General features: G+C 38.0%; 11 protein-coding genes. 5 read left to right on the top strand and 6 right to left on the bottom strand.

Annotated features, from left to right (window positions below; all coding sequences use genetic code 11):
* Positions 1-330: 330 nt before the first annotated feature.
* Positions 331-1185 carry an IS3 family transposase gene (locus MHI22_RS23105; RefSeq protein WP_340812692.1) on the bottom strand — a complete coding sequence of 285 codons (855 nt, stop codon included), beginning with the start codon at positions 1183-1185 and terminating at the stop codon, positions 331-333.
* Positions 1170-1676 carry a helix-turn-helix domain-containing protein gene (locus MHI22_RS23100; RefSeq protein WP_180957783.1) on the bottom strand — a complete coding sequence of 169 codons (507 nt, stop codon included), beginning with the start codon at positions 1674-1676 and terminating at the stop codon, positions 1170-1172. Before MHI22_RS23100 ends, MHI22_RS23105 begins: the two co-directional genes overlap by 16 nt.
* A 453-nt stretch (positions 1677-2129) precedes the next feature.
* Between MHI22_RS23100 and MHI22_RS23095 the strand changes: the two genes are divergently transcribed.
* Both MHI22_RS23095 and MHI22_RS23090 read left to right on the top strand, forming a co-directional pair.
* Positions 2130-3116 carry a BMP family lipoprotein gene (locus tag MHI22_RS23095; RefSeq protein WP_058843790.1) on the top strand — a complete coding sequence of 329 codons (987 nt, stop codon included), beginning with the start codon at positions 2130-2132 and terminating at the stop codon, positions 3114-3116.
* Positions 3113-4774, top strand: a complete 1662-nt coding sequence (locus MHI22_RS23090; RefSeq protein ID WP_340812683.1) for a methyl-accepting chemotaxis protein — start codon at positions 3113-3115, stop codon at positions 4772-4774. Before MHI22_RS23095 ends, MHI22_RS23090 begins: the two co-directional genes overlap by 4 nt.
* A 610-nt stretch (positions 4775-5384) precedes the next feature.
* Here MHI22_RS23090 and MHI22_RS23085 read toward each other — a convergent pair.
* Complete coding sequence (locus MHI22_RS23085; protein ID WP_036127043.1) at positions 5385-6143, bottom strand: SDR family NAD(P)-dependent oxidoreductase; 759 nt, start codon at positions 6141-6143, stop codon at positions 5385-5387.
* A gap of 165 nt (positions 6144-6308) precedes the next feature.
* On the opposite strand from MHI22_RS23085, the gene MHI22_RS23080 reads away from it, so the two are divergent.
* The 3 genes from MHI22_RS23080 (at position 6309) to MHI22_RS23070 (ending at position 9565) form a co-directional block, all read left to right on the top strand.
* A complete protein-coding gene (locus tag MHI22_RS23080) occupies positions 6309-7508 on the top strand; it encodes a helix-turn-helix domain-containing protein (RefSeq protein WP_340812682.1) in 1200 nt (399 codons plus the stop codon).
* Between the two features lie 120 nt (positions 7509-7628).
* Positions 7629-8627 (top strand): permease, encoded by a 999-nt coding sequence (locus tag MHI22_RS23075; protein WP_340812681.1) that lies wholly within the window; start codon positions 7629-7631, stop codon positions 8625-8627.
* An 11-nt stretch (positions 8628-8638) separates the two neighbouring features.
* A complete protein-coding gene (locus MHI22_RS23070) occupies positions 8639-9565 on the top strand; it encodes a TIGR03943 family putative permease subunit (protein WP_036127048.1) in 927 nt (308 codons plus the stop codon).
* A gap of 412 nt (positions 9566-9977) precedes the next feature.
* On the opposite strand, the gene MHI22_RS23065 is transcribed toward MHI22_RS23070, so the two are convergent.
* From MHI22_RS23065 to MHI22_RS23055, 3 genes are all read right to left on the bottom strand, one after another.
* Positions 9978-11264: an NtaA/DmoA family FMN-dependent monooxygenase gene (locus tag MHI22_RS23065; RefSeq protein ID WP_369802718.1), complete on the bottom strand. Its 1287-nt coding sequence runs from the start codon at positions 11262-11264 to the stop codon at positions 9978-9980.
* A 211-nt stretch (positions 11265-11475) separates the two neighbouring features.
* Complete coding sequence (locus MHI22_RS23060) at positions 11476-12609, bottom strand: CamS family sex pheromone protein (RefSeq protein ID WP_101966346.1); 1134 nt, start codon at positions 12607-12609, stop codon at positions 11476-11478.
* A gap of 325 nt (positions 12610-12934) precedes the next feature.
* Entirely contained in the window at positions 12935-13330 is a 396-nt protein-coding gene (locus tag MHI22_RS23055; RefSeq protein WP_036127069.1) for a VOC family protein, read from the bottom strand.
* Positions 13331-13392 lie beyond the last annotated feature (62 nt).

Below are 13392 nucleotides of genomic sequence, written 5' to 3'. Positions count from 1 at the left end.
GTTGCAGGCTACTTGCTTTCCTGTGGGCGAGCGCCGAGCCGCTTCTACCGCTATCACTCCGTTTAGAGGCTCGCCTGTCTCGCTATCCCACGGGAGTCAAGTAGACTTCCACTCCAATCCATAAAAAAGTGAAGGTATTCACTACTCTTTTGTGGAGGGGTGTTGTCACACATCACTTCTCCAAATTGAAAGTAAGAGGCTATCCTCTCTTATAATATAAATAATGGGCTATTTTGTTCAGGAAAAGACACTTTTGCAGAATGGTTGATTGGAGTGGAACCAGCGTCACTCCTAGGGGATTTAGTGAACTGACCCCAAAAATTTGAACTTTTAAGAAACTCTTCGAAACTCAACTGGACTTTTTCCGTTGAGTTTTATTTTTATCCGCTCATGATTGTAGTAGTGGATAAAGTCTACTAACGCTTTTTTGAATGCTTCGTAGTTCTTAAACGTTGTTGCGTATAGAAATTCTGATTTCATAATGCCAAAAAAGCTTTCTATCACGGCATTATCTAAACAATTTCCTTTCCGTGACATACTTTGCTTGATTTCATGTGTTGCCAATAACGCTTTAAAACGTGGTATTTGATATAACCATCCTTGATCAGAATGGACGATTAAGCCACTCTTTTTCGATAACTTTGTATACGTAAACGCCTTCTTAAAAGACTGTTGAACTAACTCAAAATTAGGTGATTTTGATACCTCATACCCAACGATTTCTCGATTGAATAAATCTAATACAGCGGATATATAGATTTTTTGACCGTTTATTTTAAACTCCGTTACATCGGTTACCCATTTCTGATTGGGTGCAGTGGCTTCAAAATCACGTTGGATGACATTCTCTGCGACATAGCCGACTGTCCCTTTATACGAACGGTATTTTTTAGGGCGTACCGTCCCTTTTAAGCCCAATTCTTGCATCAATCGTTGGACCGTTTTATGGTTGATGAAAAACCCTTCATTTCGGAGGGCTAAACAAATACGACGATAGCCATAACGCCCCTTATGGTAATGAAAAAGCGTCTGAATTCGTTCTTTGATCGTTTGATATTTATCTGGTTTTACCCATTTTTGGAGATGATAATAATACGTACTTTTCTTAAGTTTCGCGACTTTTAATAGAGCTTGAAGAGGAAAATCCAACCTTAGCTCATAGACAGCTCTTACTTTTTCTTGGATTTGAAGGCATCCTTTTCTTGAACTAAGGCTTTCAACTTTTTTAAATAGGCATTTTCCATCCGTAAATACTCAATTTCGGCTTTTAACTCATCCGTTGTTTTTCCATTTAAATCGGACGAAGGTGGTTGTTTTTTTGGCATTGATTGGCGCTCCTTTTCTACTTGATAGAGCACCTCACCAGCCGTTGACATCCATTGTTTTTTCCATCTCCGAACGGTTTCACGGGAAGGAATATTAAACTTCGCAGCAGTCTGAAGGAGCGAATCGCCCGTCTCTATCAGGTGTTGAATTACTTTTATTTTAAAAGAATCTTCGTAATTCGTGAACCCTTGAGGACGAATAATTCCTTCGATGCCATGATAGCGATATAATTCAATCCATAATCGAATGTACTGTCGATCCCTCTGTAATCGATTGGCAATCTGATACGTACTTTCTTTTTCTTCAAAGTAAGCTAGAACTGCGGCTAATTTTTGTTCATCAGAAATCACTACCTGCACCCCCTATAGTAGATTTTTAAGTCCAATATTTTGGGTGCAGCTCATAGCGTCACAGAGGAGACCCTGGAGCGAACGCAGTGAGTGAAGCGGCTCATCGGACGCCCCCTGGAAAGGACGCTGGCGGAACGGAAATCAACCCCTCGCCTTGCAAAATTGCTTATTATGCCGTTGACATTACCTTTTTTCAACAACATGAAAGCCTAACGCTATCTGCGTTAGGCTTTATTATTGATTAGGCATACAGAGCTTGCTGTAGAAACCTTCATAAATATATTACTTAATTAGTCATCTAGGTTTATAATATTAACTTATTATGTATATAGAAATGACTATTTATTCTTATGCTCTACATAAAAATTTATTTTCATTGTAGTCTGACATCAGACTAAAAAAATTCACATTTTGCCGATATATAGGCTATAAACAACAGGAGGTACAAACATTTTGAAGAAATTGATGATTACTTTTCTTTTGATGGGTCTATTGCTAACAGGCTGTTCATCCGCACAGACAGAGACATCAACTGAAGGATATAAGATAGGCGTTTTACTATCAGACGCGGGACTAGGCGATGAATCATTTAATGATTCAGCTTTTAAAGGGCTCGAAAAGGCTCGAGATGAGCTTGGCATTTTGTTTGATTACAAAGAGGCTCCTGATGGTGATTATGAGGACAAGCTGAACGAGCTTGTAGCAGAAAAATATGATATCATCATTGGTCTTGGTTTCTCTGTACAGGAAGCACTAGAGAAAACTGCGAAACAATATCCCGACCAACAATTCATATTGATTGATGGGCAATCTGATGTTGACAACATTATTTCGATTACCTTTAAAGAACAAGAAGGCAGTTTTTTAGTTGGTATGGTTGCTGCTATGACAAGCAAGACAGGGAAAATTGGCTTTATTGGTGGTGCAGATGCCCCTGTTATTCATCACTTTGAAAATGGCTTTATCGAAGGAGCTCGTTATGTACAACCAACTATTGACATTATGAGCGAATATGCGGGTACCTTTGATGACACGCAGGCTGGTGCAGCAATAGCAGATCAATATATAAAAAATAACGTTGATTTTATTTATCATGCAGCTGGCTTTACTGGTTTCGGCGCCATTAAAAAGGCCGAGGAAATGGGGATTTATGCAGCGGGTGTTGATATCGATCAATTTTTTGTTGCCGAAAAGACGGTTGTCACATCCATGCTAAAAAATGTGGATCTTGCTGTCTATCAACTTGCTAAAACATTAGTAGAGGACGGAAAAATTACCCAAAAATCGTTTGCATTAGGGCTAGCAGATCAAGGTGTGGGACTAGCTGATATTCGTGTCATTCAACTAACATCAGAGCAACAGGCTGCCATTGAAAAGGCACAAGAAGCCATTATCTCGGGCAAGATAAAAGTTACTGCAGAAAAGGGGAATGGCCAGTGACATTACGTAAAAAATTATTTATGAATACACTCATCCCAATCGTACTGGCTATGGCTATGATTGGCTTTATTATCATTCAAACATTTAATATCCAAACAACCGCACAGGATGACACGAAACTTTTGCTTGCAGTGAAAGAGCTGGAGCAAAGTTTGGTTGTGGCCAGCCAATCATTAAATAATTATACCTATTTAGATAGTGAAGCGAATAAAAATGAAGCACTTGCTATTTTACAAGAAACAAAAAGCAATTTAGAAGCATTGGCTGCTCTCACAAGAATACCTGACCATCAACAGATTATCGACAAAATTTCTGATAAATTTGATGACCTAGAAAAAGCTACAGAAAGCGGCTTTCAAGAAAACAACCGCTCTGAAATAAAAAAGCAATCTATCCGAATTAAAGGTATTTTAAACGATATGCATTTGCTCAAAAAAGAAACGAACGAATGGTATCAAGAGATGATACAAGTGACAAAGCAAAAAATTGGTTTTATTACAACCACTACAATCATCGGCAGTGTGCTATTAATTTTGGCAACGATTATTTATTCCTATGTGGCAGCAAAAAGAATTACCAAACCGATTAATCAGATTGTAGAGTGTGCACAGGGGGCAGCTACAGGAGATTTAACTATAGATACCTCTACACTCTCCTATCAACCAAACAGTCGATACGAGATTGATCAACTATCGGAAAGCTTTTCACAGATGATGAATAATTTGAAAAGTACTGTACAATCCATCGATCATATCGGTAAGGATGTTAACGTATTCACACAAGATGTGACAAGCCATATGAGAAATATTCATGAAAGCAGTAATCAAATCGCCACATCTACTGACGAATTAGCAAAAGGTAGCTATACGATGTCAGAAGATATTCAATCTGTGGCCATCCTTATGAATAATATGACCGACCAATTTAAGGGGGTTATGCAAACAAGTGAGCAATCCGCTAACAATGGTAAACAGGCATTAGAGGCTGTTCAAAATGGTCAGTATTCATTAGAAAAACAATCAACCATTGCAAAAGATATTTCGACGACATCACTTGATATTAAAGAGGCTGTTACGCAATTTTCGCAATTCACTTCAGAAATTGAAGGAGCGGCCAATGCTGTCCACACTATTGCTAGCCAAACAAATCTATTAGCTTTAAACGCTGCCATTGAGGCTGCCCGTGCTGGAGAAGCCGGTAAGGGGTTTGCCATTGTCGCAGAGGAAGTGAAAAAGCTTTCTTCTGAAACGGAGAATGCAACAAATTTAATTACTTCTATGGTCACACATATACAGGATGGCATCTCACATATTCTTACTACGGCTGAGCAAGGATATCAGCTTTCAAATGAACAGTCCCATTCAATGGTAGAAACGGAACAATCATTTGCTGTCATTGCGACACATATCGCAGACATTCATCATGATTTACAAAGCCTTACAAAGGAAATGGTTCAAACGAATGAAATGAGCCAGCAAGTGAATAGTACGATAGAAAATATTTCAGCCATTACAGAAGAAACAGCAGCAGGTACAGAAGAAATTTCAGCTTCGACACAGGATCAGTTACTTGCCTTCCAAAAAATTAGCGCTAAAATTGACGATCTGCAAGGTATGACAGATACATTGATGCATGAGCTGAAAAAATTCACCTTATAATATCTTTGCCAAACAAAATCCAGTGAATGAATGTTCACTGGATTTCTTAGTGTTGAAAAACAAAACCACCCATAGAATTTATATGAAAGGTAAAAAAGGATTTCTGTTGTAGGCTACTTGCTTTCCTGTGGGCGAGCGCCGAGCCGCTTCCTCTGCTACCGCTCCGTTTAGAGGCTCGCCTGTCTCGCTATCCCACGGGGGGAAAGTAGCCTTCCACTCCAACCCACAAAAATATTGCCTTTTTTAGCAAAGGTCTTTACTACTCTTTATGGAGGGGTGTTGTCACACATCACTTCTCCACATTGAAAGTAAGAGAGGCTATCCTCTCTTATAATATAAATAATGGGCTATTTTGTTCAGGAAAAGACACTTTTGCAGAATGGCTGATTGGAGTGGAGCCAGCGTCACTCCTAGGGGATTTAGCGTCACAGAGGAGACCCTGGAGCGAACGCAGTGAGTGAAGCGGCTCATCGGACGCCCCCTGGAAAGGACGCTGGCGGAACGGAAATCAACCCCTCGCCTTACAAAATTGCTTATTATGCCGTTGACATTACCTTTTTTCAACAACATGAAATCCAGTGAATAATGTTCACTGGATTTCCTCTTTTTATTATAAAGTTAAGCCGCCATCAACTACCACAATTGAGCCTGTCATATAGCTTGCTTTGTCTGATGCTAGGAAAACAACCATTTCAGCCAGTTCCTCTGGTTTTGCATAGCGTCCCATTCTCATATTTGGAATTTCTTCTGGAATATAGCCACCTGTTTCAAACATAGTTGTTACACTGTTTGTTAATGCTGTCTCTACGCCTCCTGGACAAATTCCGTTGATTCGAATCCCCTTTTTTACATACTCTAAAGAAGCTGCTTTTGTTAAACCTACTACTGCATGCTTACTTGCAGAGTAAACAGCCATACTATGCTCACTACGAATTCCAGCTGTTGAAGCCGTATTAATAATAGAGCCGCTACCTTGTTCTTCCATTACCTTTAAAACATATTTTAAGCCAAGGAATACACCTTTCACATTGATAGCCATAATACGTTCATACTCTACATCCTCAATCTCTGTTAATGGAGAAATTTTTTGAATAACTCCTGCATTATTGAAAAATATATCAATGCGTCCATAAGTATCAACAGCAACATTTACATATTTTTGAACATCTTCGTTTCTCGAAACATCTGCCTGAACGAAGATACCTTCTCCACCTTGCTTTTTAATCAAGCTTAATGTCTCTTCCCCTGTTGCTTTGTTGAAATCAACGACTACCACTTTTGCACCATTGCTAGCAAGCTTCAAACTGCTGGCTCTTCCAATACCGCTTCCAGCACCTGTTACAACTGCAATTTTATTCAAAAGATCCATCTTCTATTCCTCCCTAACATTTTGAAGTCATTGTCTATTTTATTGCTACTTCTCTCTTTTTTATTGTATTATTTTACACAAAATAGTACTTTCTCATTGTCTATACAATAAAAATTGAAACTGCTTTCATTTTGATAGTATTATTACGAACGGGGGTGCAGAAATGTGAAAATATCCACTATCGATCTTCAATATATAAGTCAACTAATTTCTGAAATACATCATCTCCCTGTCTCTTATATTAATGTAGCGGGAGAAGTAGTTTTTGAATATTCATCAGCAGAATATACCAGTAATCCATCCTATATTTCTCTAAAGGAACAGCTAAAAACATACCCATATCATACGACTTCAAATAGCTATCCTATTTTTTTCTCTATAGCTGAATGCAATTATTTTTATATTAACTTAACAGTAGACAATCAATATTTAGGGGCGCTTGTTGTTGGACCGTCCCTTTCACCAGTAATAGAAGACACTATAAAATCAACTATTTATCATGAGCCTGATTTGTTTCCTACTCTCCATTATCAGCAATGCTTAGCCATCAGTTTATTTGTTTATTATTCAATCTACCAAAAAAAAATATCTAAAACAGCTGTGATTCACCACAACCACGCGTTAAAGCCCCTTATTCGTCATGAGGGACATACTGCGCTTGAACTTTCCTATGCAAGAAGAAAAGATAGTGTGCATACAAATCTTTACTATGAAAAAATATTGTTAGACAATGTGAAAAATGGGCGGATGGAGAAATTAAACGAAGTCTTGAACTATTCCATTGTCGGACAAGCACAACTTGGAGTGCTTTCAAAGCACAATCATTTAAGAAGTGTACAATATTTGATGATTACAGGAATTGCACTAATTTGTCGTGCTGCTATTGAAGGTGGATTAAATGAAGAAACAGCCTTTACATTAAGTGATTTTTACATTCAAAAACTTGAGGATCAAAGCAGCTTAATCGACATTCTTTCGTTAATGGAGGAAGCTATTTATGATTTTACACGTCGTGTGTCACAAGCTAAGCAAAACAAATATTCAGCACCCATTACAACCTGCATCCATTCGATCGAAAATCAACTATATAGTGAAATAACACTCAATCAACTTTCAGCAATTTGCCACTTAAGCCCCAATTATCTTTCTTCCTTGTTTAAAAAGGAAGTAGGGATTTCCTTTAGTGAATATATTCAGCAACAAAGGATTGAAGAGGCAAAAAAGCTATTAACCTATACAAGCTACCCCATTTTAGACATTGGTTCATTACTTAATTTCACAGATCAAAGCTATTTTATAAAAGTTTTCAAGAAATTTACAGGTATCACCCCTAAGCAATATAGAAATAAGGATGTCCATCAATAATAAAGAAAGTAAAAGAATGTTCGTGACCAGCTTTTACTTTCTTTTTACATAGTAAAAGTCATACTTGCAGTACCACTTGCATATTTTAAAACGTAATCATTACACTTTAAGGAGGTACATGTGGAACGTCTCCATCTTTCAAGATATGTATTGAATTTTTGGTTCATCTTCATGCTATTAGTAAGCTTGCTACCATTCCTGTTATTCAATATCTCAGCATTAAGTGATTTAAGTTCCTCTTTACTCAGTCTGCATACTATTTTTTTAAGTATTTTAATTGAGGCATTACCGTTTGTGTTAATTGGTATCATCATTGCGGGCTTTATTCAGATTTTTATCACAGAGGAACATATTCAAAGGTGGATTCCTCAAAATGCGGTAATGGCCGTTGTCATGAGCTGTCTTGTAGGCGCATTATTTCCAGCCTGCGAATGTGGAATCGTGCCTATTGTGAGAAGATTGATTGCCAAAGGTGTACCGATACATGCAGCTATAGGCTTTATGTTAACTGGCCCACTCATTAATCCAATCGTTATTCTCTCTACCTATATGGCATTTGGAAATGATTTGAAAATAGCCAGCTTACGAATGCTGCTAGGTTTTGTTATCGCTATTGTCGTAGCATTACTCATTAGCTTGTTTTTTAAAGGTTCACAATTTAAAAGCTCCTTACAACCTCATTCATTGGCAACAGCTAACCAACCAACATCCTTTGTCACAAAACTATTCAATATGTTCAAACATGCCATTGATGAATTTTTTGATATGGGCAAATACTTAATTATTGGGGCATTTTTAGCTGCTTTTGTCCAAACCTATGTATCTACCAAAATACTCGTAGAAATTGGAGATGGCGTATCCTCCTCTATTTTGGTCATGATGGGCTTAGCCTTTATTCTTTCACTTTGCTCGGAGGCAGATGCCTTTATTGGGGCATCCTTTAGTGCTACTTTCTCAACCCCATCCATTCTTGCATTTCTTGTTTTTGGTCCCATGATTGACTTGAAAAATACCATTATGTTAATGAGCGTATTTCGCTTCAAATTTGTCTTCTGGTTAGCCGCCTTAGTGGCTATCATTGTCTATATTAGTATATGGATTCTTTCACCGTATCTCTAAGGGGGAAAACCATGAAATTTCACGTTCAGCAAGCGCTAAGAGCCCTTATTCTACTTGCTTTCTCAGCTATGATTGCGAGCCTGCATTGGACCGGGGAACTAACAAAATTCATTAACCCCAAATATGAAAGCCTTAGCCAAACAGCTGCCATTTTATTTTTTATACTGTTTCTTGTTCAGCTAACAAGAGTCATATCATTTACCCAGACGACCCATCATTGCGACGACAGTGGACATGCTTGCTGTTCACATCATGACCATGGTCATTCAGTCTTTACACGCAAAAAATGGCTAGCCTATCTTATTATTATGACACCGATTTTGACGGGCTTCTTCGTGCCTGCCAAAATTTTAGATGCTGCAATCGCTGATAAAAAGGGTGGGGCCTTCTTTCTCACTCAGCAAAGTCAACCATCCAAAATTGAGGATTACCTCACTTCAAATGAAACGATTGATGAAAATATCTATGACGAGCATGATCCTGACCCTAAACTAATGGAGGAAAAGCAGGAAATGACAAAAAAGCAATATGAACAATTAAAGCAACAGCTATCTCAACAAACTATGCTGAAAATGACAGATGAGGATTATACGATTTATTACGAGGACATGCATCAACATCTAGCAAACTATTTAGGGAAGCAAATCCAGTTAAAAGGCTTTGTTTTGAAAGAAGATAGCTTTACAGAAAAGCAACTAGTGGTTTCAAGATTCCTTATTACCCATTGTGTTGCTGATGCAAGTATCGTAGGCTTTTTGACAGAATTTCCTGAGGTTCCAACTATCAAAGAGGATACATGGATTGAGGTAATCGGTACAATCGGTCAAACAACTTATGAGGGTGCAAGCCTACCCGTTATTCATATTGATGATTGGGTAACAATTGAACAGCCTGAATCACCATATCTTTACCCTATAAATATTCGAATGAGTTTCTAGCAACATGAAAGGGCAAAGTTTATATCTTTGCCCTTTCATAGTGTTGAAAAACAAAACGATCCATAGAATTTTTGTGAAAGGTGAAAAAGGATTTCCGTTGCAGGCTACTTGCTTTCCTGTGGGCGAGCGCCGAGGCTCGCCTGTCTTGCTATCCTACGGGAGTCAAGTAGCCTTCCACTCTATAAAAATATTTCTTGTTAGCAAAGTTTTTCAAATAAAGTGAAGGTATTCACTACTGGTGTTGTCACTCATCACTTCTCCACATCGAAAATAAGAGTCTATCCTTTTACCACATGGTGGATTGGAGCAGCGGCTTATCGGACGCCCCTGGAAAGGACGCTGGCGGAACAGAAATCAACCCCTCGCCTTTCAAAATGACTGTTTCTGCCGTTGACATCACCTTTTTCATCTATTAATTGGGTAATAGTACATCTAGACCTAAATGGGAACGTAATGTGCTCCCTTCATATTCAGCACGGAATAGCCCCCGCTCTACTAGCATAGGGATTACATCACTAAAGAATAAATCTAAAGATTTCGGAGGTCCACCCGGTACAGCAATAAAGCCATCCAATGCACCCTCCTCATAAAAAGTAATGATTTGATTGACAATGTCCTGTGGTGTGCCGATTGCCACAAGGTGAGCTGAGCCAATTACTTCTGGACGTGCAAGCAATACCTCAACAGTTGGTTCATTGTCGATAATATAACGACGCACCAAATCGGCATGTGTTTTACTACGTACTTTTTGATCTTTTGGCGGCAGCATATCAGCCGTTATCTGATCTTGCAGTGCCAAATGACGAATATCCATGCCTATCACTGATTCTAGAGCACTATAGCGACGCTCAAGTGTTAAATGTGCATGTGCTTGACGGTACATTTCGAGTGCTTCCTCATATGTATCGCCTATAAAGAAATAGAGCCCTGGTAATAACCGAATATCATCGGCTGAACGACCAACCTCAACTGCGCGTTTACGCAAGTCATTACGCATTTCAACACCCACCTCCATAGCAGGTGTCGCTGCAAAAATCGCATTGGAAACAGTAGCCGCAAATTGACGACCTACATCCGATGCACCTGCTTGGAAGAATGGTATATCTCCTGCTGGATGCATAGGTAGATTTAAAGGGCCATTAATATGGAAAAACTCACCCTCATGCTCAATCGGCTTGACAAGCTCATTTATTTTCTCTAAATCACCATTTGTTTCCAATACTTCATAGGGATGACTATGCCATAGCTGTTTCACGACCTCTATACATTCTGAGGCTTTAGCATACCTCTCCTCTGATGAAGCCATAGGTTCATTACTGAAATTATTGGCCCCATCAATGGAAGTGACGATATTCCAGCCTACTCGTCCCTCACTAATCCAATTCAACGATTGCAATTGACGTGCAATCAAATATGGTGGTATAAAGGATGTCGAGATGGTAGTCACTAAACCAATCTGCTTAGTTTCTCGTGCCACCGTTGCCATTAAAAAGCTAGGATCTAAGCCAACCGTTCCTTTTGTTTTAGCCATTAATTCTGGATGTGCTACTAAATAATCAGCCTTAAATAAAAAATCTAATTTAGCTTCCTCAGCACGCTGTGCAAATGCAATATGTTCATCAAGTAATGCACCCTTCTTACCATGATTACCATGTACAGCTATATGCATGCCAATAATAAGATGTCTTCTCATTGTTATATTCTCCTCTCTTTAATTGAAAATGATTATCATTTTCATAATAGGCTTACTTTTTAAATATTGCAACCAAATCCTTTACATACAAAAAAAGACAGGTACCTAATGAATGAGGACCTGTTATTTTGATTGCTATTTATTACTTTTCGTTTACTATGCCTCATGGAAAATCATGAGTCTCTCATTTGAGTTGCGACGACTTTTTACATGATAGTTAGATAGGATTTGCGAAAATTTGTTTTTCTGTCGGTTCCCATAGAACAATTCCCACATCCTTCTTCTGATCAATGATCCGAACGGTAATAGGGATGTACTCAAATAAAATCGTATTTAAATTTGTACTAATCAGTTGTAACAAGCCTACTAATTCCGTATCATTGATTAGCGGCGCGTGTACTTCCATTTTAATATCTGTTAATTTGCCCTCTTCATAGCGAAGTCTCCCTATAATTTTAGGGTTTAAATGCTTAAACCCTGCTTGAATATCTTCTTTAAAAATTAATAATTTATTATACATATTTTGATCTAAGCTATATAATGCCTCTGATGGAAATGAGTAATACTTTTTATCAATCTCAGACCACTTTGCTATAGTATTTTCTCCTTTTGCAATAAAGGTTTCAGCTAAAAATAAGCCAGGAATAATATCATTTATATTGGATTCCTGATATAAAGTTAAATAAATAGGGACTTCCGGTATCTTTTTATTGTTTCTTATATCCTGAATGATCTTGCCAGCTATTTTTTTGCCGTAATTTTTCACATCATTGCTATCATCATCATTTTGATCTACTTTCACTTGTCCTGTGTAAATTAACCCTTTGTCATCCGATACACGTATATCATAAAATTCATTTAACGATATCGCAATCGACATTCCCTCTAGCTTGTTACTTTCCTTATGAATAAAATTATGTTCTACTACATGAGAGAGAATTAGCGGATACTTTTTCTCATCCTCTAAAACATCACCAGTTCTAGTTTCAATGGCTGGATTCAAGCCAATACCTTCCTCTGTTTTTCTAGCTAACCATTGCTTAATCATTTGCTCATCCAAATATTGACCTTCCTGCAAATAATGCTTTTCAGTTGCAAAATGATTCACAGATAAATCCATGAGTCCCCTCTCTATTTCATTTATATTTAACGCATTATTCATATTGTTAACCATTAAGCCTCGCGCAATATTACTTTTTGCAGGCTGTTGAATTTCATAGGCTTCCTTTTTTTGAATAGATGAAATATACATTTTTTCATTCGTCGTATCAGGCTCAACCTCACCACTACTACAAGATGCTAATAACCCTATGGATGCGATTAAACTAAATAAACACTTTCTCTTTTTCATCACAAATACTCCTTGATCATATGTAGATATTTAACATTTCCATAATTTAACCATACCAAATTTTACAAAACAAAACATCATATATTTACAAATATCACCATTCTATAGTGAGATTTACTATTGTAGATGGTTGTGAGAAAAGTTTATTTTTGATCAGGTGCAGTCTTCTAGCTTTGGAGTGGTTTCTTCATGTTTATAAGGAGGTCGCTCTTCCAATGAGCCGAGACCAATCTTTTCTAAGCAACTTCCTCACTTTCCCAGCGCAGCCTCCAACTGAAGCGGCTTCCCCATTTTTGAGCATTACCCCTCGACTATGGAGCGAATGCTACTTTGCATTTTTATCAGGTTGGTGAATGCCAAAAATATTGCCTTCTGTATCGATATAATAGCCTTGCCATGCCATCCCAGGTAAAGCATGTTTCGATATAGCTACTTTGCCACCATTTTCAAGAATTTTGGCTTCTGTTCCATCGTAACTTTCGACACCCATGGTACAAGCAAAGCCATTCAACGCTTGATTGACTTCTGGTGGTGGACCTTGTCGTTGCATTAACGCACCATTAATACCAAGTTCATCTTCCTCACCTGTCACTGCTCCAAAGTACGGCATGCCTGCATAGTCACTCCAGTCTTGAAATGACCAGCCAAATACTTTCCCATAAAAATGCTTTGCCCGCTCCATATCATTTACATGGATTTCAAAATGAACTAATCTTCCCATAGTACCCTCTCCTTCAAGATGAATATATTCACTATATAGCATTTTCAAAAAGATTGAAAATT

Source organism: Lysinibacillus sp. FSL L8-0312, assembly GCF_038003285.1.
In the GTDB taxonomy this organism is placed as follows: domain Bacteria; phylum Bacillota; class Bacilli; order Bacillales_A; family Planococcaceae; genus Lysinibacillus; species Lysinibacillus fusiformis_D.
Note: the sequence above shows the minus strand (reverse complement) of the source record. Positions and strands in the feature narration are given on the sequence as shown.